Origin of the sequence: Rufibacter hautae, assembly GCF_008271695.1 — a bacterium.
In the GTDB taxonomy this organism is placed as follows: Bacteria; Bacteroidota; Bacteroidia; order Cytophagales; family Hymenobacteraceae; genus Nibribacter; species Nibribacter hautae.
This window is the reverse complement of the sequence record NZ_VKKY01000001.1, coordinates 780,467-805,952: the sequence shown is the minus strand read 5'-3', so window position 1 is coordinate 805,952 and position 25,486 is coordinate 780,467. Positions and strand designations below refer to the sequence as shown.

Sequence of the window (25,486 nt, the reverse complement as noted above, 5' to 3'; positions counted from 1 at the left end):
GGGCTTAGCGGAGGATGGTGAGCGGCCCCGTGATTTTGGGCCGTCCGTTGCTGGGGTCAATAATGTAGTAGTAAGCGCCAATGGGCAAATCAACGCCGTTGCGTTTCCCGTCCCAAGGGGTAGAATACCCGCGCGTGGAGTACACCTGCTGGCCCCATCGGTTATAGATTTCAATGTTGAGGTGCGGGTAATCCTGAATCCCTTCCAGAACCCACGTGTCATTGGAGCCGTCGCCGTTGGGCGAGAAAGCCGAGGGAATCTGCAGCCGCTTGATCACCGTCACCACCATGCTGTCTACGTTGGGGCAGCCCGCCTCTGAGACCGTGCTCAGGTAATAGGTGGTGGTCACCAGCGGGGAGGCTACCGGGTTCGCGGTGTTCTGGTTGCTCAGGTTGGTATTTGGAGACCAGGAGAGCTGACCTTCCCCGCTGCCCTCCAGTTTGATGCTCTCGCCTTCAATGAGTAGGATGTCTTTTCCGGCATTTACCGCTGGGGTAGGCTGCAGTTTAATCTCCACTTCATCAGTGGCACTGACGCAAGGGCTGTTGCTCACCGTCCACCGGAGGGTATAGTCGGTGCCCAGGCTGCCGGTGAAAGTGGTGGTAGGGCTGGCCGCGTTGGCAAAGCTTCCGCCGGAGCCGCGCACCACTGTCCATTGGCCGGTAGCTGGTGCCGGGGAGTTGGCCGCCAGGGTGGCATTAGCGTTACCGCAGAGTAGTTGGTCCGGGCCCGCTTTCGCGACCGGGGCCGGGGCAATGGAAACTGCTTTGCTGATGGTGTGCGTGCAGCCCAACTCAGAAGTAACCGTGAGTCTGACCTGGTACGTACCGTCCCGTTCATATTTGTGCGTTGCGTGCTGGGCAGCCGCCGATGCCCCATCCCCGAAGTCCCAGGCCCAACTCGTCAGCCGGCCGCCTGCCAGGCTGCTCATGTCCTGGAAAGACACTGCCTCGGCAAGGCAGCCTGCCGTGGGCGAGAAATCGGCTTTAGGGGTTGGGAAAACGGTGATGGTGGAGGTGGAGGTTTGTTCACAGGAGTTAGCCCCTTTCACCGCCAGTACCACCATGTAGGTGCCGGGGGCCGCGTACAGGTGCGCGGGGCTGGCCTCAGTGGAAGTAGTGCCATCCCCGAAATCCCACCGGTAGGTGAGAGCACCGCTGCCTCGGTCTTGGGTAGTGTTCGTGAAGCGGGCCGGCGTGCCCTCACAGACATTGGCCGCCGTAAAGCCCGCCGCTGGGTTGGGCAGCACCACAATGGTTTTGGTGAGCGAAGCCTCGCAGACAATACCTGACCAAACACGCAATTGCACCTGGTAAGTCCCTGGTTTGGCGTACTGGTGGCTGGGGTTTGTTTCCTCAGACGAGGTGCCGTCCCCAAACGTCCATTGCCGCCGGATGATCTTCCCGAAAGCGATGGTGCTGGCATCCTGGAAAACCATGCCCTGCTCCTGGCAGAAAGATGAAGCAGTAAACTCTGCAACCGGTACCGCTCCGCTGATGGTGAAGGTATGCGAGACACTGTCCTGGCAGCCTCTGTTTGACGTCACCACTAGTTTTACTGTGTAGTTGCCCTCGGCGGTATAGCGGTGGCGGGGGGTGGGCGCCGTGGAACTGCTGCCGTCGCCAAAATCCCAACGGTAGGTCATAGTGCCAGAGGCCAGGGTGGATTGATTCTGGAAAACGGCCTCGTCCTTTACGCAGAGATCAGGCAGGGTAAAGCCTGCTAAGGGGCGAGGATGGATCACTACCGTCTGTTGCGTTGAATCTTGGCATCCCTGGTCTGAGAACGCTTTCAGTTTTACCGTGTAGGTACCCACCCCAACATACACGTGCCGCGGGTGCTGCTCCGCGCTACGCGGGGTGCCATCCCCAAAGTCCCATTCCCATCGTGCCACCCGGCCTTGCGCTACGGTGGTTTGGTCCTGGAAAGCCATGGGTTCTTTGTCACATGTTTGGGAGGCGCTGAAGCGGGCTGCCGGCGGGGCAAAGATGGTGACATCAAGGGTGGTGTCTGAGACGCAGAAATTCTGGTTCGTGACGGACAGAGTGACCTTGTACGTGCCGGGATTCTTGAAACGGTGGGCTGGGTGCTGCTTCCGGGAGGTGGTGCCGTCTCCAAAGTTCCAGCGCCACTGGATGAGGCTGTCGCCGGTAGTGACTTTGCTTTGGTCTGTGAAGCGGGTGCTGTCATTGGCGCAGGCCACGTCGTAGGAGAATGCTGCCTCGGGGTTGGACAGAACCTCCACCTCTATGTTGGTGGAGTCCTGCGAGTCGCAGTCGTTGCCGTTTGATTTGGTGGTGACCAGGGAGACGTTGAACTTGCCGGCTCGGGGAAAAGCGTGGGTGGGGTTCTGCTCGCTGGAGGTAGTGCCGTCCCCGAAATACCATTTCCAGGCCAGCGGTACGTACACGGCAAACCCTTTGAACCGGATGCTGCGCCCCTCGCAGATGCTGTCAGAGGCCACGGTGATGTTCTGGTTCAGGTTGGTCACATTCGCGCCCGCAGAATAGGCGTAAGATTCCACGTTCCCCAGCCCGTACGCGATGGCGTTGAAGCCCTGGTCTGCCGTAAGGGTGTGGTTCCCCGAGGACACCGTGTTCTGCGCGTACGAGTAGGTGGGATTGGCGGGAACGGGCGTGAATGCCACCGGTTGCCCGTCTAACCGGAAACTCCCGATATCCGCCGTTTTCATGGTCACATTGATGTAGTGGCTGGAGATCTGGAAGAACGGCGAGGAGTACAGCGTGATGTTTTTCAGGGTCTGTTCCACCGGGTTGATCAACACCATCTCTGGGTCGCTGGGCACATCGTCGCAGAGTTGTGATTTGGTGTACTGCGTCACCTGCACCGGCTCAGAAGTGGTGATGTAATTAGCGATGGAGTTCTCAAACTCATGGTACTGCCCGCTGTTTTTGGTGACGGACTGGCCATTCACGGTGATAACAGTATTGTCTTTGGAGGCGAGCACTCGGTAGATGTCCCCTGACATTCGGCTCTTAAAAGGAGCGGTCATAAAGTTCTTGCCCCAGGCGCTCACCGGGTAAAGCTGCTGGTACAGGTTGTCTCCGCTGAACTGACCCGGACAGGTATAGGGCTCCGGGATGGCCGTGTAAGAACTCCCTGAGAAAACCGCGATCCGTTTGCAAGAGCCAATACCTGACTCAATAGACTCTACCTTGGTGCCGGTAAGGTCTTGCAGAGAGCGCACCTGGTACACTTCACCCTTCATCAGGGGGCGGTTTGGGGAGAAAGGCTTGCCAGCGGGTTGGCCGCCCAGGGTAGGTGCGGTGGGCGTGATTTCCAACGTGGTGTTGTCTTCCAGAGCCACCACCATGAGCTGGGAGGCTGCTCGGGCATCCAGGTACTGGGTTTGGTTGTAGCTGATGGCGTAATAGGAGCGCCCCAGGGTGTTGGCCGGCAACACCAGCGTGGCCCCTGATTTATTCAGGTGGTAAATGTGGGAGTACACCACCACCGGCTCCGTTGAAGTCACGTGGATGGCTTTGTTTTCAATGACCTCACTGGAACCTACATACGCCACCGAGGGGCTCACCGGAATGACGGTAACCGAGTTGGCAGATACCTGGTGCGTGGTAGCGGCCCCTGCGCCAACGGTGACCCGTACCGTGGTATTCACGTCTGAGGTGACGTACAAGTTCATGCTGGAAATTCCCTGCGGCGGATTGGGGCCAGATTCATTCTGAATGTGCGCCATGTACCCCACCCAAAAGTCCCGCCCCTTGTTGGAGGTGACTTGGGCTGCAGAGCAGAAGGCGCAGAGAAGCAGAAAGCCCAGGCAGACGCTCCAGAGTAAGTGGGGGTAAAATCTCAATTTCCAGCGCTTTTGATTTCTAACCACGTTTTCAGCCTATTTTTTGCAAAACGTGCTGTATTCTCAGATTAGGTCAATATAAGCTTTTTATAGTTATATTGAACATGCTGGGTGGTAAAATCGAAAACGAAAAGAGAGAATTGACCCAAAAGTTACCTGAACTCAGAGATCAGGGGTTGGGTAAAGCGCAGGTCGTTGAACTCGTAGTACTGCCGGGTGGTCTGGAACAGCTTGAAATCCTGCTGGTTGTTGACCAGCGGCAGGCGCGGGTAATACCCCAATAATACCTGAATGGTGTTAATAGGCAGGAACTCGTTCCGGAACCGCAGACCCATGCCAAAGCCGGTATAAGGCTTTTCTTTCAGGGGAGATTTGTTCTGAATGCTGGTGAGCCAGGCCAAGTCGGCGAAGCCGATAATCGCCAGCCGGAAGCCCAGCAGCGTCAGGGGGGTGAAGAAGTTGGTCTCGTAGTTAAGGACAAACTTGCGGTAACCCCGCACGGCGCCGGAGCTGAAACCCCGGATGCCGTCTTCCTGGTCAATGTCCAGCGCAAACAGATCGGGGCGGCGCATGCCCAACGAGGCACGGTTCCATAGGAAGTGCCGCCAACGCCAGTTTCTTAAGCGGTACAAGGGCGTGAAATACAAAGCCTCTGAGGTGAGCACCCCCTGTTCCCAGGCATTCTGGTACCGGTAACTGCCGTACTCAAGGCCGCCGTACAGGTAACCGAAGTTGGGCTGGTATTTCCCGAAGGCCGCTTTCACCCCCAGGTACATCCGGTTCTTCTGGGCACCGTCTTCAAAGCCTGCCGTAAGGGCCACCAGGTTCCCGGCCGGAATATCCTCGGTACGGCCAAACCCGAAGAGGTACTGATCTTTGTAGTATTTTCTAAAACTGAAGCCAAAAGCGGTAAGGTAAAGGCGGGCGCTTTGCAGCGTGGGGCCGCTGCCCTGGGTATATTTGATGTTCAGGAACCGGGCCGCCGTGATAAACCGCGTGGGGTTGTCCATGGCCAGGTCATAGGACTTGAGCCGGAAGGCGCGCCCAATCCAGAAATCCTGAATGTTATAATCCAGGGGAATGTGGTTGATGACTGGTTCCTCTCCTTCGCTCTCTCCCGGGCCGCCTTGCTCGTAATAATCCGGCACCAGGGTCTGGTACCAGGCCACGGTAGCCCCTCCGGCATATTTGGTATCGGTGGAGAAGAAGTCCCTTCTGAAGCTGAGGCTCTGCTGCTTGTAATAATGGGTGTTCTGGTAGAGCAGTTCCGCTGAGATGAAGGTGTGCGAAATGTTAGGAATGAAATAGCTGCCCAGAAACTGCCAGCTCTGCGGCTCAGACAGGCCAAACCGGTAGTTGCTCCTGAACTGGTGCCCGATGCCCATGAAGTTGATATCCCGCAAGCCCAGTCGGGTGCCCGAGGTACTGGCCGAGCCCGAGCCACTGATGCTGAACACGTCTTTGGTGATAATGACTACGTCTATGCTGTCTTTGGTGGAGGTGGAGTCATTGACCAGCACCCGGGCATCCAGCAGGTACGCGGTCTGGCGCAGCAAACGCTCTGACTCTGACAAGTCCAGGGGCTCCAGCAAATCGCCTTCCTTGAAAAGGATCTGGTTCCGGAGCAGGTTCCGCTTGGTGCGCATGTGCAGGGCATTGCCCAGGCGCTCCAGGCTGTTGTCGGGCAAGGCTAAGGTGTCATTGATGGAGTAGCCGAACGCATCCAACCGCTTGAAATAGATACTCCGGACCACCTTGTAGTTGTGTTGCGCGTAGGTGGACGGCAGCAAGGTGTTTTCCACGGGCCCCTCAATCCGGCGCGGCTTAAAGACCACCAGGGCTTTTACGGCCCGGCCAAACAACGTCTTCTTCTGGCTGATGCGCTTCAAAGACTGCAGGAACTGCTTGTTGTCGGTGGTGTCTTCCAGCGGCGGGTAAAGGGATGGCTGCGTGACCGGAGGGGAGGCTACCTGTGCCTGCGCACAAACGCAACTGAACCATCCTGCCATTACCAGCAGAAATAGCAATTGTGCGTGCACAGAAAATCTTGCGGCTGTCTTCATACCCTATAACCCATCCCTAAAATACGGCAAATAATCCTTAGAACCACAAGAGCGGTGTTTTTGCTATTGATATTAGCTTTATCCACATACTGTTGATAATTTGTGGCTAAAATTATTAGTTTCTTAACTGCATGTGCTGTAACTTGCTAACGTATTCAATGATTTAAATAGCATACCACATGCAAACTCCGCTCCTAGAAAAACTAAGTATTTTGGCAGATTCGGCCAAATATGACGTTTCCTGCTCTTCCAGCGGCGGCAAGCGCAAAAATGAGGGCAAAGGCTTAGGCAACGCCGAAGGAATGGGTATCTGCCACAGCTATACTGAGGATGGCCGGTGCGTGTCTTTGCTAAAAATATTGCTCACCAACTTCTGCATTTTCGATTGCGCCTACTGCGTGTCCCGGAAAAGCAACGACGTGAAACGCGCCGCTTTCACGGTGCAGGAAGTGGTGGATTTGACCATCAATTTCTACCGCCGCAACTACATAGAGGGGCTGTTCCTGAGCTCAGGCATTTTCAAGAACGCCGACTACACCATGGAACGCCTGGTGCGCGTGGCGAAGAAACTGCGCCTGGAGCACAAGTTCAACGGCTACATTCATCTCAAAACCATTCCGGGCGCGAGCGAGGAACTGGTAAAGGAAGCCGGCCTCTACGCCGACAGGCTGAGCGTGAACATTGAACTGCCGACCGAGGAAAGCCTGCAGTCTTTGGCCCCTGAGAAGAACTTCAAAGAGGTGCTTACGCCCATGGGGCATATCAAAGACCAACTGGTGCTGGTGAAAGAGGAGAAAAAGCTTTTTAAGTCTACGCCTTCCTTCGCGCCGGCCGGGCAAAGCACCCAATTGATTGTAGGCGCCACACCAGAGACCGACCGGCAGATCATGACCCTCGCCAATGGCCTGTACCAGAACTTCAACCTCAAGCGGGTCTACTATTCTGGTTACGTGCCGGTGGTGACCGATAGCCGCCTGCCCCTCATCAGCACGCCGCCCATCATCCGGGAGAACCGGCTGTACCAAGCCGATTGGCTGGTGCGGCTCTACGGCTTCGGAGTGAACGAACTGCTGGATGAGCAGAATCCGCAGTTGGACCTACAGATTGATCCTAAGCTGGCTTGGGCCTTGCGTAACCGGCACGTGTTCCCGCTGGAGATCAACACCGCCGACTACGAGATGATCCTCAGGGTACCCGGCGTCGGGATAAAGTCTGCGAAGAAGATAGTGGCCGCCCGCCGCTTTGCCCACCTCACGTGGGAGCACCTGCGCCAGATTGGCGTGGTGCTGAAACGGGCCAAGTATTTTATCACCTGCGGAGGGCGCAGTTTGGAGACGAGAGAATGGGACGAAGAAACTATCCGGAGGAGGATCATTTTTGGGGAGAAGGGGAGCCGGGCCAGCCTGTGGGGCAGCCAGCTGGACCTGTTTCAGCAGGCGGGTTAGAAAGCCAAAAGTCTGGGAGTCTTCCGCCACACAAGAGAAAAAGAATTGTTTTTGTAAAACCTCATAGATTATTGTCACTTATGCCAACTGTAGCCAACCGCCAAACCGTAGCCCCTGTTTCTTTCCGTTGCAAGCTCAGCACCCTGGTGCCGTATCTGCGCCAACTGTCGGCCCAGCGCCACGAGAACAACGGCCGTCGTTCCTCCGTACGGATCGCCTCCTAACTAATTGCAAGCGCTCGTGCATTTCTATACCTACGACGGTTCTTTTGAAGGCCTCCTGACGGTGGTGTTTGAAGCGTATGAGCGCAAAGAATGGCCAACCCAAATTGGGCAGGAAGGCGAGGCGCCCCCCGGTATCTTTGCGGAACACCACTTTGTGCCCACGCAGGAAGACAAGGCCAAACGCGTTTGGGAGGGTTTAGGCAAAAAGCTGTCAAAAGCTGCTTGGGAGAACGTGTACAAAGCCTACCTCTGGGAACAGCCCGGTTTTGAGATGCTCATCTTCCAGTTTGTGCGCCTGGTGTTCTCCAGTACCCAATCCGGGGTGGAAGAGAACTTCGCGGAGCCCTGCGTGCAGAAGATGGCCGTAGTGGGCAAGCAGATGCACCGGGAAAAGCACCGCATGGAAGCTTTCATCCGGTTCCAGCGCACCCAAGATGGATTGTTCGTCGCGCCCATCAGCCCAGACTTCAACGTGCTGCCTTTGGTGGTACCCCACTTTGAGAAACGCTACGCCGATCAGCACTGGCTCATCTATGACGTGCGCCGGCAGTACGGTGCCTACTATGATCTGCAAAGCGTACAGATTGTCTCCCTGGGAGAAGCCCCCCTAGGCCTCCGGAAAGGACAGCTTTCCCCCGAAATTCTCACCGCCGTAGAACCTTTGTACCAGCAACTCTGGCAAGCCTACTTTGACCACGTCAACATCCCCGAGCGGAAAAACCAGAAACTCCACCTCCGCCACATGCCCAAGCGCTACTGGAAATACCTTACCGAGAAAAAGCCGCGCCTCCAGCCGCACCAGCCCATCCAAAACAAACAAGTGCCCACTTCTGTGTTGAGGCTTAACGCTTAAGGTTTGGCGTTTTAGAGCTGTTTTCCGGAAATAGGCCTGAAAGCTTAGCTCGCCATTTATTTTCCTTAATTTTTCTTTTATCCGAAGGCTTTGGTTAAGGCTATTGCCTCACGGCAGTTGCAAACTGCCAATCATGCTGGGTCCAAGTCACAGACTTGAACCATGAAAGAATTAAATGGTAAGGCAGATTGACAAAGGAAAAGGCACCTGCGGCAGACCGGGGCGAAGGCCTACAGTGAGGCCGAGGCACGGCTTGCCGCACGGAAGAACTATTCAGGTGGCAGTGACCTGCGCCTACGATGCAACAGAGGACAGTGGCGGGGTGGTACTGGATTGAAGCCTCACTGTCCGAGCGTCAGCGAGTTTGAGGCTTCTTGATTCTTTTGGTTACTTTTCTCATCAAGGAGAAAAGTGACAAACGCCCGCAGACCCCGGCTGCAACCTTGAGAGGTAAGAACAGATATAGAAAGTAATAACCTATAAAGTGCCTTTGAGGCTAACGCCTCACTGCAGTTGCAAACTGCAGACCATGGTAGGTCCAAGTTATAAAACTTGAACCAGAGAAGAGAGGCTAGGAAGTGAACAGGCGAACAAAGCCGTTATCTATCATTTCAAACGTTTTCACCCGGTTTACCGGAAAATACCCCAGAAACACTATCTTTGCTCTTCCATTGACAGCAACAGCAGTTTTGGGTACCTCCGCAAAGAAAAAGAACATCGTCATATTCGCTTCCGGCTCCGGGAGCAATGCCCAGCGCCTGCTGGAGCAGTTTGAGGACCACGCGCACATTCAGGTGGTGGCCCTCTTCTCCAACAACCCGGAGGCGTTTGCCTTACAGCGGGCCCAGAACTATGGCGTGCCTACCGTCGTCTTCGATAGGGCGTCTTTGAAGGCGGGCGACGTGCAGGCGCAGGTACAGGCCTATGCGCCCGATCTGATTGTACTGGCTGGGTTTCTTTGGCTTTTGCCGGCCGCTTTTGTGCAAGCGTTCCCCAACAAGATCATCAACATCCATCCGTCGCTGTTGCCTAAATTTGGCGGCAAGGGCATGCATGGCCAACACGTGCACCAGGCCGTGATAGATGCACAGGAAGCCCAGACCGGCATCACCATCCATTACGTGAACGAGCATTACGACGAGGGCGCGCCCATTTACCAGGAGTTCTGCGCCGTGCACCCCGATGATACCTGCGAGACCCTGGCGGCCCGCGTGCTCACCCTGGAGCACAAGCACCTGCCCCGCGTAGTGGAGGATTTGCTAACATCCGGCAAAAATAGCCCCGAAACGCCCGCCGCCTAAAACCGGAAGAAGAGATGAAGCGACTGACACGGCCTTTGCTACTGCTCTCCCTGCTGCTTACGTGTCAACTGCGGGCCTTCTCAGGTCTGTTCTGTCCTTATAATTTACCTAGAACCAACAACGCTAACTCCCAACCTGTAAAATTGGAAGATAGCCATCCTGTGCTCGGGCTATTGCTGAGCCTAATGCCTGCCTGTTCCTTTCAGAACCTACATTTTCTAACCATATGAATTCCGTTAAAATCAAATCTGCCCTTATCTCGGTGTACTACAAAGACGGCCTGGAGCCGCTGGTGCGCGAGTTGCAGAAACAAGGCGTTACTTTTTACTCCACCGGGGGGACCCAGACGTTCCTGGAAGGCCTGGGCGCCGAGGTGGTGGCCGTGGACAGCGTGACCGATTATCCGTCTATCTTCGGGGGGCGCGTGAAAACCCTGCATCCTAAAATCTTCGGGGGAATCCTGCATCGCCGGAACCATGAGCAAGACCAGCAGGAAGTAGAGCAGTTCGAGATCCCGGCGCTGGATCTAGTGATTGTGGATTTGTATCCGTTTGAGGAAACCGTGGCCTCCGGTGCTTCGGAGGAAGACGTGATTGAGAAAATCGATATTGGGGGAATTTCTTTGATCCGCGCGGCGGCGAAAAACTTCCAGGATGTCTTGATCGTGTCATCGCGCGAGCAGTACTCTGAGGTGGTAGAACTGCTGCAGGCCAAGGACGGCAGCACCGAGTTGGCCGACCGCAAGCGTTTCGCGGCCAAAGCCTTTGACGTGTCCTCGCACTACGATACCCACATCTTCAACTACCTGAGCAAAGAGCAGGACCTTGCTCCCGCCTTCAAGCAGAGCGAGCGCACCAGCCAGACCTTGCGTTACGGCGAGAACCCGCACCAGAAAGGATACTTCTACGGCGATTTAGAGGCTCTTTTTGAAAAACTGAACGGAAAAGAGCTGTCTTACAACAACCTGGTGGATGTAGATGCCGCCGTGCTGCTCATGGCCGAGTTCGCGGACCAACCGGCCGTGGCCATCCTGAAACACACCAATGCCTGCGGCGTGGCTGTCGCCGATTCCCTGCACCAAGCCTACATGAACGCTTTGGCCTGTGACCCGGTATCGGCATTTGGGGGCGTGATCATCGTGAACAAAACCGTGGATCTGGCTACTGCCGAGGAACTGAACAAACTGTTCTTTGAGGTGCTCATTGCGCCGGACTTTAATGCCGATGCCCTTGAACTGCTCAGATCCAAGAAAAACCGCATTTTGCTGCGCCAGAAACCGGTTCAGTTGCCAAACAAACTGTTCAAAACCCTCTTGAACGGCGTGATTGAGCAAGACAAAGACCTGGCCGTTGAAACCGCCCAAGACTTCAAAACCGTGACGCAGCGGGCCCCGAGCCAAGAAGAAGTGGAAGGCCTGGAGTTCGCGCTGAAGGTTTGCAAGCATACCAAATCCAACACCATCGTGCTGGCGCGCGGAAACCAATTGCTGGCCAGCGGCGTGGGCCAGACTTCCCGCGTGGATGCTCTGCGCCAGGCCATCGAGAAAGCCCGTTCGTTCGGGTTCGATTTGCAAGGCTCCGTGATGGCTTCAGACGCGTTCTTCCCGTTCCCTGACTGCGTGGAAATTGCCGCCGAAGCTGGCATCACTGCCGTGGTGCAGCCTGGTGGCTCTATCAAAGACAAAGACTCCGTTGATGCCTGCGATGCCCGCAACATGGCCATGGTCATGACCGGCGTGCGCCACTTCAAACATTAATCGTAGTTTAAGAGTACTATGAAAGCCCGGCCGTTCTTTGGACAGCCGGGCTTTTTTGCATTTCGCAGAAAGTGCCAAAAGTCGTTTAAGACTTGTTTCTAAGAAAATAGCTTGAAAATAGCTATCATCCCCGGCAGCACGCAGAGAAGATATAAGCTTTTGAGGATCATGGCCGGAAGTAGATTGGCTAGTTGACCTGCGAATCTCCTGATGAATTAGTTCGAACTGAGTTTGTCTAAAGGAAAGCGGAAGTTGGTTGAGGCGTTAATCATTAAATAGTTAGTAACTGTCCTTCTCTAAGGTGGTGAAAAGGTGCTTTGTTCCGGGTTAGTTGCCAGGCAATATTGGGAGTTTGGGGGCGATATTGGATTATAGCTTTAAATAGGAAATTGCCCGGGCAGGAAGAGGGCGGATGCTGGTTTTCTGAGGTACCTTGCGGTTTGAGGTTGCTTAAGGTAAACGTCAGGGTAACTGAACGAGCCAGACTGGGTGTATTTTGTAGCTGTTTTCGGGAAAAAAGCCAGAAAACAGAACTGTCTCATGCTCAAGCGTAATTATTAGCGGGAAATACGTAATTTTGCGCCATTATAGTGCCTGGTTAAGTAAATAGATTTCATATATAGCACTCTAACGGTGAGTGCACGACTGACAAATAATGGGATTATTTAATTTTTTCACATCTGATATAGCCATTGATTTGGGTACGGCCAATACCCTTATCATTCATAACGATAAAATTGTAGTTGACGAGCCTTCCATCATCGCCCTGGACCGCAGAACCAACAAGGTGCTGGCGGTAGGCCGTGAGGCGCAGCAGATGCACGAGAAAACCCACGAGAACATCAAGACCATCCGTCCTTTGAAAGACGGCGTGATCGCCGACTTCACCGCCGCCGAGATGATGATCAGGGGGTTGATCAAAATGATTGACAAAGGCAAAAAACGCCTGTTCCAGCCTTCTTACCGCATGGTGGTGTGCATCCCGTCCGGGATTACCGAGGTGGAGAAACGCGCCGTGAAAGACTCCTGCGAGCACGCCGATGCCCGCGAGGTCTGGATGATCCAGGAACCCATGGCTGCCGCGATAGGTATTGGCATTGACGTAGAGCAACCCGTGGGAACCATGGTGGTAGACATAGGAGGTGGTACTACTGAGATCGCTGTGATCGCTTTGTCAGGGATTGTGTGTGATCAGTCTATCCGCGTAGCGGGTGACGTGTTCAACAAAGACATCCTGGACCACATGCGCCGTCAGCATAATCTGCTCATTGGTGAGCGTTCCGCTGAGCGGATTAAGATTGAGGTAGGCGCCGTGCTTACCGAGCTGGACAACCCGCCCGCTGACTTCGAGATCAGAGGCCGTGACTTGATGACCGGTATCCCAAAGGTAATCAAGGTAACCTACCAGGAAATCGCGATCGCTCTGGATAAGTCCGTGTCCAAGATTGAAGAGGCCGTGCTTAAGGCCCTGGAGATTGCGCCGCCGGAATTGTCCGCCGATATCTACGACAACGGAATCCACCTTATTGGCGGGGGCGCCTTGCTCAGAGGCTTGGACAAACGTCTAGCTGCTAAAACAAAACTGCCTATCCACATTGCGGAAGATCCGTTAAGAGCCGTGGTGCGGGGCACCGGCGCGGCCGTGAAAAACATTGAGGGTTTCCGCAACGTGCTGTTGAGCTAAGCACACGCGCCCATGCGGAAACTATTTATTTTCATCTTCCGGATTAGGGCTTTCCTGGTGTTCCTGCTGTTAGAGGGCGTTTCCATTTACCTGCTTTACCGGAGCAACACCTACCACAGTGCGGCGTTTTACCAATCGTCTAACTACTACGTGGGGCGCGTGCTGGAGATCCAGAGCCAGGTGGCTGATTATTTCCGGCTGAAGGAGGTAAACCAGTCGTTGGCACAGGAGAATGCCCAGTTGCGGGCGCAGCTTACCCAGATTCAGGAGCGGAAACTCAACGACAGCCTGGGCGTGGTGAAGGACTCTGTGTTTGTGCAGGTCAAGGCCCCAGATCCGAAAGACTCCCTTCAAGCACCGCGTGATTCCCTGGAAGAACTGGTGTTTACCTACCGGCCAGCTCGGGTGACGAGTAATTCGGTGCGGGGACTCAACAATCACCTGGCTTTGAATGTAGGCTCAGATGCGGGCATCAGGCCTGGCATGGGCGTGCTCACCGCCAACGGGATTGTGGGCCGCGTGAAAGCGGTCTCCAAGCATTATGCCACGGTGACCTCGCTGCTGCACTCCCAAACTCTGATCTCGGTGAAACTGAAGCGGAACAAAAGCTTGGGTTCCATCAAATGGGATACAGAGAACCCCGAGACCGCCAGTCTGCACTATATTCCGTTAAGCGAGAAAATCTACAAGGGAGACTCTGTGTTGACCTCGGGTGCCGGGGGTATTTATCCGCCGGGCATTATGGTGGGGCGCGTGATCAGCGTGCGTAAAGAGTTGGATAAAAGCTTTTACACCATTGTGGTGCGCCTGAGCGTTGACTTTGAGAAACTGTCTTATGTGTACGTGGTGGAAAACAAACGCAAGCCTGAGTTAGACAGCTTGCTGGTACAATCAGGCATAACCGAAGAGAATGAATAGTTTTAGGTTCATACACTTAGTCCAGTTTGTGGTCTTGATGAGCCTGCAGGTGTTGCTCATGCGCAACCTGGTGCTGTTTGAGACCGGGTTCTGCTTTGTGTACATCGGGTTCATTTTGTTTCTGCCCATAGAGATGGACAAGGTGCTGCTGCTGCTGCTAGGTTTTGTCTGCGGGTTTACCATTGACCTGTTCTATGACACGTCTGGGGTGCACGCGGCCGCTACGGTGCTCATGGCCTACCTGCGGCCCTCCATGCTCAAACTGCTCACGCCCCGCGATGGCTACGAGGTCTCTGACCATGCCAGTTTGCCCTCTATGGGCTGGCGCTGGTTCCTGACCTATGGCATGACTCTTATCTTTGTGCATCACTTCACCATGTTTTTTCTGGAGCTCAACGGATTTAAACTGATTGGTTTTACGTTAGCCAAGATAGTTGCCAGCACACTGTTCACCGGAACGGTGCTGCTGATTTTTCAGATGTTATTTTTTGAGCGAAGAGCACGAGGTTTTAGATGAAGTACTTAGAAGGCCGCAAATACGTAATCCAGGCAATTTTCATAGCCATAGGGGCGGTTTATCTTATCAAACTTTTCTACATCCAGGTGCTGGATGACAGCTATAAAACCGCCGCCGAAAGCAACGCCATGCGCCGCGTGGTGCAGTACCCGTTCCGGGGGTTGGTCTATGACCGCAACGGAAAACTGCTGGTAGAGAACACGCCCGTCTATGACTTAATGGTGGTGCCCAAAGAAGCCAAAGCCATTGACACGCTCAAGTTCTGCCAACTGGTGGGCATCTCTTTACCGGAGTACCGCGAGAAAATCACCGCCGCCAAGAAATACTCCTACGTCAAGCCCTCGCCGTTCCTGCAGCGCCTCACCAACGAAGAGTTTGCTTCCATCCAGGACAACCTGGTGGATTTTCCCGGGTTCTACATCAACGCCCGTACCGTGCGCGGCTATCAGCATAGCAGCCTGGCCCACGCCTTGGGATACATTGGGGAGATCAGCCCTCGGCAGTTAGAAGACACTACTTACCACGGTTACCGCCAGGGCGATTATCTGGGCATCAGCGGCCTGGAGCGGCAGTACGAGCAGTTTCTTATGGGCAAGCGCGGGGTGAAATACACCATGGTGAACGTGCGGGGCATTGAGAAAGGATCCTTCAAAAACGGCGAGTATGACACCCTCTCGGTAGCGGGGCAGAACCTGGTCACCACCATTGACCTGGAACTGCAGCGGTACGCCGAGTTGCTCATGTCGGGCGGCAAGGTGGGCAGTATTGTGGCCATTGAGCCCAAAACCGGCGAGATCCTGTCGTTGGTATCGGCGCCGTATTTTGATCCCTCGCTGCTGACCGGAAAGGAACTGGGCAACAACTACATGAAATTGCTGCGCGATCCTACCAAGCCGCTGTTCAACCGGCCGCTCATGGCTACGTATCCACCGGGCTCCATCTTCAAGTTGGCGCAGGCGTTGATCGCGATGCAGGAGGGCGTGCTGACCCCCGAGACCGGGTACCCGTGTAACTGGTCTCTGGTGAAATGCTCGCACCGGCATCCCTATCCAGGCAACCTGAATATCGCCATTGAGAACTCCTGCAACCCTTATTTCTACCAGGTTTTCCGGTCGGTGGTGGCGCGGGGCAGATCACGCAACGTGTACGAAGATGTTAGGCTGGGGCTGGATGAGTGGAACAAGCACATCAAGAGTTTCGGGTTTGCCAGCAGTTTGGACATAGACCTGCCCGGCGAGAAAAAAGGGATGATGCCCAACGCCCGGTTCTATGACCGCATCTACAAACGCGACGGCTGGAAATTCCCGACCATCTACTCCGTAAGTATTGGCCAGGGCGAGACGGGCGTGACGCCGCTGCAGATGGCCAATTTTGCCGCCACCATCGCCAACCGGGGCTATTACTACAAACCGCACATTGTGCGCTCCGTGGGCGAAAACGGGAAACCGCTGCCCGAGTACTCCGTGAAAAACTACACCTCTGTGAACCCCAGGTATTTTCCGCCGGTTATTGACGGCATGCAGTTGGTGGTGGAGAAAGGAACCGGCCGCAACGCCAGCCTGAAGCACATTGGGGTGGTGGTGTGCGGGAAAACCGGAACGGTGCAGAACCCGCATGGCAAAGACCACTCGGTGTTCATCGCCTTCGCCCCTAAGGAGGATCCCAAGATTGCCATCGCGGTGTACGTGGAGAATGCCGGGGGCGGGGCCATTGCCGCGGCGCCCATGGCCAGCCTGATGATTGAAAAATACCTCACCGATACCGTAAAGACAAAGTACCGCAAGCGCTGGGAGTTTGACATGATCAACGGTAGTTTCTACAAATGGACCGATTAGCAGAAAGTACATGCGGACTACCTACAAAATAGCGAATAACATAGACTGGGTGACCATTGGGCTGTACGCCCTCATGGTGACGCTGGGCTGGATGAACATCTACGCCGCCGTCTATAACCCAGAGAACGTCACCAGCATCTTTGACTTCACCCTGAACTCGGGGAAGCAGCTGGCCTGGATTGGCACTTCGGTGATCATCATCATCATGCTGTTTGCCATTGACTACAAGGCCTATGACTCGCTGGCGTACGGGATCTACTGGTTTGTGATTCTGATTTTACTAGGCACTCTGCTTTTGGCTTCGCCGATCAAAGGGTCGCGTTCCTGGCTTGTGATCACGGAATCTGTGCGTTTGCAGCCTGCGGAGTTCGCGAAGTTTGCCACGGCGCTGGCGGTCTCGCGGTTCATGAGCAGCATCAACCTGCGGCAGCAGAACTGGAAAGACCAGGCCAAGTTGGCGGGATTGGCTTTGTTGCCGCCCATGATCATCATTCTCCAAAACGAGACCGGTTCTGCGCTGGTGTTTGCCGCCTTCACGCTGGCCTTCTTCCGGGAGGGCATGTCGCCTTTGATTCTGATTATCGGGGCGGTGGCCGTGTTTGTGTTCGTGCTCACGTTGCTGATTCCGCAGTGGTACCTGGCGGGCATTGTCACCGTACTGATGGGCGCTTACCTGTGGCTCAATTTCCACCGGATAAAACGCTATCTGCCCACGTACATCAGCATTTGGGCAGCCGTTCTGGTCATGGTATTCAGCGTGACGTACTTTATTGACAACGTTCTACAGGAGCACCAGCAGAACCGTATCAAAGTGCTGGTAGACCCCGAGGTGGATCCGTTGGGCGTGGGCTGGAACGTAACGCAATCCAAGATCGCCATTGGGTCCGGCGGGTTCTTCGGGAAAGGGTTTCTGGAGGGAACGCAGACCAAATTCGACTTCGTGCCGGAGCAAAGCACCGACTTCATCTTCTGCACCGTGGGGGAGGAGCACGGTTGGCTGGGCAGTCTCATCATTGTGGCACTCTTCATGGCCCTGCTCATCCGGATCATCTACGTGGCGGAGCGGCAACGCTCGGTTTTCGGGCGCACGTACGGCTACTGTGTGGCGTCCATCATCTTCTTCCACTTTCTGGTAAACGTGGGAATGACCATCGGGCTGGCGCCGGTGGTGGGGATTCCGCTGCCCTTCTTCAGCTACGGCGGCTCGTCGCTGTGGTCATTTACCATTCTCCTGTTCATTCTGTTAGCCATCGATGCCCACCGCAAGCTGGACCTGGGCCGAGGGTAAGTTGCGTATCAGGTAGCGCGTATCATATATCTGGGCAAGCATCCGTTTCGGGTCTGTTTTCTTTAAAACAACCCCGAAACGGATTTCTGCTTTTGGGATCGGCGGAGTTCCTGGTTAAAGATGATTGCAGTTCTTCAGACTGCCACATGGTCTTGAAAAGCAAAACGCCCACCTCTTTTTCAGAGGCGGGCGTTTTGTGTATGTTTTCGTGAAAAAGACCTGAAAAAGCTTAGGCGAATTTGCGCTCTATGAGCCTGGTCAGTTTTTGCACGTGTTCTTCTTTGCGGCTCCAGTTGTATTTGCTGCCAACTTCCTGCTGCAGGTACTGCTTGGCCTGGTTGGGGTTGTCGTACTCGTCCAGTTGCTTGATTACGGCATGGTAGGCCATGTTATCGCCCTCAAACAGCTCATTGATGAACGAGAACCGTTGGTTGATGGAGATAGCTTCTTTGAGCGAGCCTATTCTCTGATCCTGCTGGCGGTCGGCCATGGAGGGGACTACGGGCTGTTTTAATCGGTCGTTCAAGTTGGGTTTCTGCTCGGTTTGCAGGCGTTCGTTCAGCCGAGGCTCGGGGTTCAATGAGGGCTGGAAACTGGGCCGCGGTGAACTTGCCACGTGCGTGCTCATGGCAGGCATGGCGGCAGGAGCCGGGGCGGCCGCCAGGGTAAACAGTTCGTCAACCTTTAATGGCTGTACCTCATTGAATTTGGCCACTACCTCGTTCACGGTAGTACGCTCTGCCTCGTGCTCGGCCAGGAAACGGCTCAGCCTCGGAATGAGCTGGTAACGGTCTACCTCGGTGCCAGAGAGCGTGTCCAGGAATCGGCGGTACAGGTCTTTGTCAAGGTCTTGGTACTTGAGGCTTTCCTGCAGTTTGGGTACAGAAAGATCGTCCAGGCGCATGAATTTCTCCTCAAACACCGCTTCGGGCTCCAGTACGGCGCGCAGCGTGTCCTGGATGGCCTTGAGCAGCAATGGCTCAAAGTGCGGACGTTTGATGGAGATTTTGCGGGACAATACGTTCATGAACAGTACCAGGGCGTCTTTCACCTCGGGGTGCTCAAAGTCAAAGTACGGGCTGCGCAGGTTGGCCATCTCATGGTTCCAGAGCGTAAGCAGCTCTCTGATCATGTACAGGTTCACCTGTTTGATAGGGGTAAAGGAAATCAGTTGCTGGGCAGTAACGTTCTCATGATGAGCAAAATGTTCTTCGCTGAGGCGTTGGGCAAGGGCCTGGCTGTACTGGGCCAGGCGTATTTGATTATATTTGTCTTTCATTGGAGGAAGCATACGCTCGTAAATATAGCGAAATATGGCCGAATTAACGGTTTCTAATCTGGGCGGAATTGTGGTGAACGTAGCCCAGGGGCAAACGGTTTTGGCCGCCCTGCAAGCCGCCAGAATAGACTGGATGCACGCCTGCGGCGCCAAAGGCCGCTGCACTTCCTGCCGCATGGTGGTGCTGGAAGGCGCGGAGAACCTGGTCCCGGATACTGCCCCCGAGACCCGTTTCCGCAACAACGGCCGCCTCAAACCCAATGAGCGCCTCACCTGCCAGGCGCAGCTCACCGGCCCCGTCACCTGCCGCGTTCCCCAACAAACGAAACTCCCGCACATTTCTTATACCAAGTGAGAGAGTGAGTGAGTGAGTGAGTGATTTGAAGATTTGTAGATGTGCTGATTTGAAAATGATCTTTGGCTGAATCTAATTTTATTCGTATTCCTACATCTCCTAATCTCCAAATTAAAGTATTCTCTCCTTCACTCAATCCTTCAATCATTCAATAAGCTAAAAGCCAGACGATTGGATAACTGTGTGGAAAAATTGTTCATTAGCAAAGGGCAGAGGGCTAATACCTTTGTTCAGTGATTGAACCCCAGGTATTCTCTCCATCAGTCAATCACTCCATCATTCAATAACAGCGTATGTTCATAGAACCCCGGGTGGGAAACCGCCAGCAGGCCCAGAGAAGAGGTTGGATAGAAGTGATTTGCGGTTCTATGTTCTCGGGGAAAACCGAAGAATTGATCCGGCGGCTTAATCGCGCCAAAATCGCCAAACAGTGCGTGGAGATCTTCAAGCCCGCTATTGATACCCGTTACCATGAAATCGATGTGGTTTCGCACAATTCCACCAGCATCCGTTCCACGCCCATCCAGTTCGCCAATGACATGCTCCTACTAGGCAGCGGCTGCGATGTGTTGGGCGTAGACGAGGCGCAGTTCTTTGATGAGGCCATCACTGAAGTCTGCGTGCATCTGGCCAACACCGGCGTGCGCGTCATTGTGGCTGGCCTGGACATGGATTACCTGGGCAAACCTTTCGGACCGATGCCGGCGCTCATGGGCGTGGCCGAGTACGTAACCAAAGTCCACGCCATCTGCGTGCAGTGCGGTGACATCGCCTCCTACTCCTTCCGGAAAGCCGCCTCCCAGGAGAAAGTCCTCTTGGGTGAAACTGATTCTTACGAGGCCCGCTGCCGCCACTGCTTTCAGGAGGGTTTAAAAGGAAATTACTAGGAAGAGCACTGAGTCTATAATCCTAAGTTCTGAGTCAAAATTACCGAAGCCGTTCCACCCCTGATTTTCTTAAATCAGGGGTGGAACGGCTTTTCAGTTCTAAAACAACACAGCTGTCGCGAGCCAGAGGTGTCCATACATTAAATGTTCCTTTTAGGCTCATTTTCCTTAAACTACCTCCAAAACGCCCAATCCATTTTCCTTACTTTTCTGAAAAATAAGCCTAGATCCTGCTTCTTTTGAATAAGCGGGAACATTGCTTACATTTAGTATTCCAATCTAACAAACAACCGCTTACATCATGAAAAAGAGGTTTCTAGCCATTTTGGCCCTTTGCTGCGCAGGTAGCTTGGGAGCCATGGCCCAGACCCAAACCCCGCTCTGGCTCAACACCCCGGCGATCTCGCCCGATGGCCAGACCATTGTCTTCAGTTACAAAGGAGATCTGTACAAAGTAGCCGCGGCTGGCGGAAACGCCACGCCGCTCACCATGCACGAAGGCTACGAGTACATGCCGGTCTGGTCTCCGGATGGGAAATCCATTGCGTATGCCTCAGACCGCTACGGCAACTTTGACGTGTTTGTGATGCCCGCGCAAGGTGGCGAGAGCAAACGCCTCACGTTTCACTCTTCTTCAGACTTACCCTCTGATTTCACGCCAGACGGAAAGAACGTGATCTTCACTTCTGCCAGAGTTGATGTGGCATCTAATGCCATGTTTCCTTCGGCGACCTTTCCTGAGTTATACAGTGTTTCGCTGGGCGGTGGCCGCAATGCCATGGTCCTGACCACACCTGCCGAAGCTGCCAAGTACAACGCCTCTGGCGATGTGCTGATCTACCAGGACAAGAAGAGCCTAGAGAACAACTTCCGCAAGCACCAGACCTCCTCCACTGCCCGTGATATCTGGACGTACAACACCAAAACCAAGCAGCACACCAAACTCACCGATAACGTGGGCGAGGATCGTCAGCCGGTGTTTACCGCCAATGGACAAGAGGTGTATTACCTAAGTGAGCAGCCCAACGGCACGTTCAACGTGCGCAAGATGAGTCTGCAGAATCCCAAGCAGAGCGCCGCAGTCACTAATTTCAGTAAACACCCCGTGCGTCATCTGAGCGGTTCCAAAGACGGCGTGCTGTCATTTACCTACAACGGCGAGATTTACACGCTCAAGCCGGGCGCTCAGCCGCAGAAAGTAGCCATCCAACTGTATTCAGACATCCGTTCCAACCCAGAGACCGTGTTGCCTATCTCTGGCGGCATGACTGAAATGGAGGTATCGCCGAACGGCAAAGAAGTGGTGTTTGTGAACCGGGGTGAGGTGTTCGTGTCATCGGTAGACGGTGGCATCACCCGCCGCATCACCAGCACGCCGGAGCAGGAACGGAACGTGAGTTTCTCGCCCGATGGTCGCAAAATCCTGTACGCCAGTGAGCGTAACGGCAGCTGGAACATTTATGAAACCAGCCTGGTACGCAGCGCCGAACCGTACTTTTACGCCTCCACGGTGCTGAAAGAAGAGCCCGTGATTGCTACGGCAGCCGAGGAATTTCAGCCAGCTTATTCACCAGACGGCAAGGAAGTGGCCTACCTGGAAGAACGCGTAACCCTGAAAGTGGTGAACAAAGCCAGCAAGCAGGTGCGCACCATTCTGGGCAATGCCAACAACTACTCGTACTCAGACGGAGACCAGTACTTTGAGTGGTCACCAGACGGCAAGTGTTTTTTGGTGCAGTACAACCAACCCAAGCAGTGGCTGAGCGAAGTAGGCCTGATTTCGGCCAGCGGTAAAGGCGATATCATCAACCTGACCCAAAGTGGTTACTACGAGAACAGTCCGCAGTGGATGATGGGTGGCAAAATGATTACCTACTACTCCAATCGTGAAGGTCTGCGCGGAAACGGAAACACCTTTGGTACCGGCGACATGTATGCGCTGTTTACCACCCAAGATGGTTTTGACCGGTTCAAACTGAGCAAAGAAGACTTTACTCTTTTAGAAGACCTAGAGAAACGCGAAGCTGCAGCGGGCAGTGCATCTTCGGAAAAAGCTGACCCCAAGAAGAAAGGCAAAAAAGGCGAAACCGCTAAAACTGCCGCTCCGACTGGCATGACGCTAGAATTGGATAACCTGCCCCAGCGCAAAGCCCGGCTCACGGCCACTTCTTCGGACTTAGCTGATGCCGTGGTGACGGACAAAGGCGACCGCATGTTTTATTTGAGCCGTCTAGAGAAAGGCTATGACCTGTGGGTGACTAATTTGCGTGACAATGACACCAAACTGCTGGCCAAACTAGGTGCCCGCGGCGGTGACATGGTCATGAGCAAGGACGGCAAAAACCTGTTTGTGTTAACCGAAGGTAAAATCCTGAAAGTAGACACTGAAACCGGCAAGCAGGAGACCCTCAAGATAAACGGCGAGATGAACCTCAACGCCGCCGCCGAGCGCGCCTACATGTACGATCACGTGATTCGGCAGCTGGACAAGAAATTCTATGTGAAAGACCTGCACAACGTGGACTGGAAGTTCTACACCGAGAATTACCGCCAGTTCCTGCCACACATCGCAAACAATTATGATTTTGCGGATATTCTGAGTGAGTTACTGGGCGAACTGAACGCCTCCCATACCGGCGGTCGCTACAGCCACAGGGCTACCAATCCAGACGCCACTGCTTCTTTGGGCTTGTTCTATGACGAGCAGTACAATGGCCAGGGGCTGAAAGTAAAAGAAGTGATCAACCTGAGTCCGTTTGACCGTGCCAGCTCCAAAGTAAAACCGGGCATCATCATCGAGAAAATTGACGGTCAGCCTATTGAAGATAACACGGATGTAGACCAACTCCTGAACCGCAAATCTGGTAAGTACACGCTGGTGTCTTTGTACAACGAGAAAACGAAGCAGCGTTGGGAAGAAACGGCAAAACCGATCTCAGGCACCGAACTGAGCGAATTGCTGTACCAGCGCTGGGTAGACAATCGCCGCAAGGAAGTAGACCGTCTATCCGGCGGACGTTTGGGATACGTGCACATCAGGAGTATGAACGATCCTAGCTACCGCACGGTGTATGAAGATGCGCTGGGTAAGAACGCGACCAAAGAAGCGCTGGTCGTAGACACCCGTTCCAACGGCGGCGGAAACCTGCACGATGACCTTATCAGCTTCCTGAACACCAAACAGTACGCCGAGTTCATCCCGCGCGGCCAGAACCTCTCAGACGAGCCCCGCAACAAATGGACGCGTCCGTCTATCGTGGTCATGAACGAGAGCAACTACTCAGACGCGCACATCTTCCCGGTACTTTACAAAGAGCTAGGCATCGGTAAAACCGTGGGCATGCCCGTGGCCGGAACCGGTACCTTCGTGTGGTGGGAAACCCTCATTGACCCTACAATGGTCTTCGGGATTCCGCAGGTTGGTTACCGCACCCTCAGTGGCGGCAAGTTCCTGGAGAACTCCCAACTGGAGCCAGATTACCTCATAGCTAATGACCCCGCTCTGGTAGCCCAAGGCCGCGATCAGCAAATTGAGAAAGCAGTAGAAGTGCTGTTGAAGGAATTACCTGCGAAGAAGTAACCCTTCCGGAAGATTGAAATAAATAGGAGCCCTGCCTTTTTGGTGGGGCTTCTTTGTTTTTAAGCTATTTTGGTGAAAACAGGCTGGAAAGGGAAGCTTGAAAGACACTCGTAGGAGCTGCGCACACTACGAGGTCATAGAAACCATAGCTTCGGTAAGTGCAAACCTCACAGGTTTTAAAACTTGTGAGGTTTTTGTTTCTCCTGTTGCAATAACGCTTGCTTAAAAGACCTCGTAGTGTGCGCAGCTCCTACGAGTGTCTCTGGCAATATCTATTTTTCACTCCTTTCCCAAAAAACAGGTAAAAAACGCAATCCTCTTTTCACGTATAGCCTGTACCACCAATTTGAAGGACCATGGCTATTGTGCAAGACAACATCACTGTTTTTGGGGAAGAGATCATTGACCAGAGCGCTATTGATCAGTTAAAGCGCTGCGTGAGCGAGGAAGACATTGGCGTGCTCACCGCCGATGCTCACTATGGCTACGCGCACCCCATCGGTGGAGCCGTGGCGTACAAAAACAAGGTTTCGTTGTCTGGGGTTGGGTTTGACATCGGCTGCGGAAACAAAGCCGTGCGCACCGACATTATGGCTTCTGATGTGAACGTCTCCCGCATCATGGATGAGATTGTGAAGACCATCGGCTTTGGCGTGGGCCGGCCTAATCCCAAGCGTATTGACCATCCGGTACTGGAGCATATCAAGAAAGCCGAGTTCAAGCCGCAGCGGGAACTGCGCAAAGTAGCCACCGAGCAACTGGGCACGGTGGGTAGCGGCAACCATTTCATTGATTTGTTTGAAGACGAGAAAGGCTATTTGTGGGTAGGCGTGCACTTCGGGTCTCGAGGGTTCGGGCACAAAACGGCTTCGGGGTTTATCGCGCTGAGCCAGGGATTGAGTTTCTTTGACAAAGCCAAGGAAGGCTCCATGGATGCACCGCCCATCCTGTTTGACATCGACTCAGAACTGGGTCAGGATTACATTGCCGCCATGTCGTTGGCCGGCGAGTACGCCTACGCGGGCCGCGATGTGGTAGTAGACCAGGTGCTGCATATTCTGGGCGGGAAAGCCACCGAGATCATCCACAACCACCACAACTTCGCTTGGTTTGAAAAGCACCAGGGCGAGAATTACTGGGTCGTGCGTAAAGGCTGCACGCCGGCGTTCCCGGGTCAGAAAGGTTTTATCGGCGCTAATATGTTTGACAACTCGGTCATCATAGAAGGCGTGGAAAGCGAATTATCGATTAGAGGTTTGTACTCCACGGTGCACGGGGCCGGGCGCTTGCTTAGCCGGCGCGCGGCTGCCGGAAAAACCAAATGGATCAGGGACAAGAAAGGCGTGAAGCGCAAAACCGTGGTCTCGCCGGGCTTGGTTGATTTTGATGCGGTGCAACAACGCATGAAAGCCAGAGGCATAGAACTGCGCGGCGCAGGTGCCGATGAAGCCCCTGAAGCCTACAAGAAACTGGAAGATGTGCTTAAACACCAGGGCAATACCATCAAAATACTGCACACCCTCAGGCCGCTGGGTGTAGCTATGGCCGGGGAAGACGTCTACGATCCGTACAAAGATTAAGCACCATTTTCGGTATTTCAGCGGAGATACTGTGATATCCGATTCCTGCCTGTTTTGTGAAAATCAGGCAGGAATCGGATATTTCTTTT

Annotated in this window: 17 protein-coding genes; 14 read left to right on the top strand and 3 right to left on the bottom strand. The window is 54.1% G+C overall.

Translation table 11 applies throughout. The features are described from left to right. Positions 1-4: 4 nt before the first annotated feature. Together FOA19_RS03150 and FOA19_RS03145 are read right to left on the bottom strand one after the other, a co-directional pair. Entirely contained in the window at positions 5-3,832 is a 3,828-nt protein-coding gene (locus FOA19_RS03150; RefSeq protein ID WP_149089332.1) for a PKD domain-containing protein, read from the bottom strand. A gap of 152 nt (positions 3,833-3,984) precedes the next feature. Beyond that, a complete protein-coding gene (locus tag FOA19_RS03145) occupies positions 3,985-5,895 on the bottom strand; it encodes a hypothetical protein (RefSeq protein ID WP_190300267.1) in 1,911 nt (636 codons plus the stop codon). 179 nt (positions 5,896-6,074) lie between these two features. Between FOA19_RS03145 and FOA19_RS03140 the strand changes: the two genes are divergently transcribed. The 10 genes from FOA19_RS03140 (at position 6,075) to rodA (ending at position 17,716) form a co-directional block, all read left to right on the top strand. Beyond that, positions 6,075-7,340, top strand: coding sequence for a putative DNA modification/repair radical SAM protein (locus tag FOA19_RS03140; RefSeq protein ID WP_149089330.1), 1,266 nt, complete (start codon positions 6,075-6,077; stop codon positions 7,338-7,340). A gap of 80 nt (positions 7,341-7,420) precedes the next feature. Next, entirely contained in the window at positions 7,421-7,564 is a 144-nt protein-coding gene (locus tag FOA19_RS23270; RefSeq protein WP_190300266.1) for a hypothetical protein, read from the top strand. Between the two features lie 16 nt (positions 7,565-7,580). Continuing rightward, the gene (locus FOA19_RS03135) at positions 7,581-8,417 is read left to right on the top strand and encodes a TIGR03915 family putative DNA repair protein (RefSeq protein WP_149089329.1); all 837 of its coding nucleotides are present in this window, start codon (positions 7,581-7,583) and stop codon (positions 8,415-8,417) included. A 689-nt stretch (positions 8,418-9,106) separates the two neighbouring features. Next, complete coding sequence (gene purN / locus FOA19_RS03130) at positions 9,107-9,718, top strand: phosphoribosylglycinamide formyltransferase (RefSeq protein WP_149089328.1); 612 nt, start codon at positions 9,107-9,109, stop codon at positions 9,716-9,718. A gap of 226 nt (positions 9,719-9,944) precedes the next feature. Then, on the top strand, positions 9,945-11,474 hold the full coding sequence (gene purH / locus FOA19_RS03125) for a bifunctional phosphoribosylaminoimidazolecarboxamide formyltransferase/IMP cyclohydrolase (RefSeq protein WP_149089327.1): 1,530 nt from the start codon (positions 9,945-9,947) through the stop codon (positions 11,472-11,474). Positions 11,475-12,129: 655 nt separating this feature from the next. Then, positions 12,130-13,158, top strand: coding sequence for a rod shape-determining protein (locus FOA19_RS03120; protein WP_149089326.1), 1,029 nt, complete (start codon positions 12,130-12,132; stop codon positions 13,156-13,158). A gap of 12 nt (positions 13,159-13,170) precedes the next feature. Then, positions 13,171-14,076 (top strand): rod shape-determining protein MreC, encoded by a 906-nt coding sequence (mreC, locus tag FOA19_RS03115; protein WP_149089325.1) that lies wholly within the window; start codon positions 13,171-13,173, stop codon positions 14,074-14,076. After that, positions 14,069-14,593 carry a hypothetical protein gene (locus FOA19_RS03110; RefSeq protein ID WP_149089324.1) on the top strand — a complete coding sequence of 175 codons (525 nt, stop codon included), beginning with the start codon at positions 14,069-14,071 and terminating at the stop codon, positions 14,591-14,593. The genes mreC and FOA19_RS03110 overlap by 8 nt, the downstream gene beginning before the upstream one ends. After that, positions 14,590-16,428 carry a penicillin-binding protein 2 gene (mrdA, locus tag FOA19_RS03105; protein WP_149089323.1) on the top strand — a complete coding sequence of 613 codons (1,839 nt, stop codon included), beginning with the start codon at positions 14,590-14,592 and terminating at the stop codon, positions 16,426-16,428. Before FOA19_RS03110 ends, mrdA begins: the two co-directional genes overlap by 4 nt. 10 nt (positions 16,429-16,438) lie before the next feature. Further along, a complete protein-coding gene (rodA, locus tag FOA19_RS03100) occupies positions 16,439-17,716 on the top strand; it encodes a rod shape-determining protein RodA (RefSeq protein WP_149089322.1) in 1,278 nt (425 codons plus the stop codon). A gap of 229 nt (positions 17,717-17,945) precedes the next feature. On the opposite strand, the gene FOA19_RS03095 is transcribed toward rodA, so the two are convergent. Beyond that, positions 17,946-18,995, bottom strand: coding sequence for a hypothetical protein (locus tag FOA19_RS03095; RefSeq protein WP_149089321.1), 1,050 nt, complete (start codon positions 18,993-18,995; stop codon positions 17,946-17,948). 34 nt (positions 18,996-19,029) lie between these two features. Between FOA19_RS03095 and FOA19_RS03090 the strand changes: the two genes are divergently transcribed. From FOA19_RS03090 to FOA19_RS03075, 4 genes are all read left to right on the top strand, one after another. Then, on the top strand, positions 19,030-19,350 hold the full coding sequence (locus FOA19_RS03090) for a 2Fe-2S iron-sulfur cluster-binding protein (RefSeq protein WP_149089320.1): 321 nt from the start codon (positions 19,030-19,032) through the stop codon (positions 19,348-19,350). Positions 19,351-19,643: 293 nt separating this feature from the next. Beyond that, positions 19,644-20,237 carry a thymidine kinase gene (locus FOA19_RS03085; protein WP_149089319.1) on the top strand — a complete coding sequence of 198 codons (594 nt, stop codon included), beginning with the start codon at positions 19,644-19,646 and terminating at the stop codon, positions 20,235-20,237. A gap of 301 nt (positions 20,238-20,538) precedes the next feature. Further along, a complete protein-coding gene (locus tag FOA19_RS03080; protein ID WP_149089318.1) occupies positions 20,539-23,817 on the top strand; it encodes a S41 family peptidase in 3,279 nt (1,092 codons plus the stop codon). 356 nt (positions 23,818-24,173) lie between these two features. Further along, entirely contained in the window at positions 24,174-25,397 is a 1,224-nt protein-coding gene (locus FOA19_RS03075) for an RtcB family protein (protein ID WP_149089317.1), read from the top strand. Positions 25,398-25,486: the final 89 nt, after the last annotated feature.

Excerpts from the sequence above, each read along its gene's own strand:
- FOA19_RS03145 (WP_190300267.1), bottom strand. The coding sequence starts at position 5,895 with ATGAAGACAGCCGCAAGATTTTCTGTGCACGCACAATTGCTATTTCTG.
- FOA19_RS03140 (WP_149089330.1), top strand. The coding sequence starts at position 6,075 with ATGCAAACTCCGCTCCTAGAAAAACTAAGTATTTTGGCAGATTCGGCC.
- FOA19_RS23270 (WP_190300266.1), top strand. The coding sequence starts at position 7,421 with ATGCCAACTGTAGCCAACCGCCAAACCGTAGCCCCTGTTTCTTTCCGT.
- purH (WP_149089327.1), top strand. The coding sequence starts at position 9,945 with ATGAATTCCGTTAAAATCAAATCTGCCCTTATCTCGGTGTACTACAAA.
- FOA19_RS03120 (WP_149089326.1), top strand. The coding sequence starts at position 12,130 with ATGGGATTATTTAATTTTTTCACATCTGATATAGCCATTGATTTGGGT.
- mreC (WP_149089325.1), top strand. The coding sequence starts at position 13,171 with ATGCGGAAACTATTTATTTTCATCTTCCGGATTAGGGCTTTCCTGGTG.
- FOA19_RS03110 (WP_149089324.1), top strand. The coding sequence starts at position 14,069 with ATGAATAGTTTTAGGTTCATACACTTAGTCCAGTTTGTGGTCTTGATG.
- mrdA (WP_149089323.1), top strand. The coding sequence starts at position 14,590 with ATGAAGTACTTAGAAGGCCGCAAATACGTAATCCAGGCAATTTTCATA.
- rodA (WP_149089322.1), top strand. The coding sequence starts at position 16,439 with ATGCGGACTACCTACAAAATAGCGAATAACATAGACTGGGTGACCATT.
- FOA19_RS03095 (WP_149089321.1), bottom strand. The coding sequence starts at position 18,995 with ATGAAAGACAAATATAATCAAATACGCCTGGCCCAGTACAGCCAGGCC.
- FOA19_RS03090 (WP_149089320.1), top strand. The coding sequence starts at position 19,030 with ATGGCCGAATTAACGGTTTCTAATCTGGGCGGAATTGTGGTGAACGTA.
- FOA19_RS03085 (WP_149089319.1), top strand. The coding sequence starts at position 19,644 with ATGTTCATAGAACCCCGGGTGGGAAACCGCCAGCAGGCCCAGAGAAGA.
- FOA19_RS03080 (WP_149089318.1), top strand. The coding sequence starts at position 20,539 with ATGAAAAAGAGGTTTCTAGCCATTTTGGCCCTTTGCTGCGCAGGTAGC.
- FOA19_RS03075 (WP_149089317.1), top strand. The coding sequence starts at position 24,174 with ATGGCTATTGTGCAAGACAACATCACTGTTTTTGGGGAAGAGATCATT.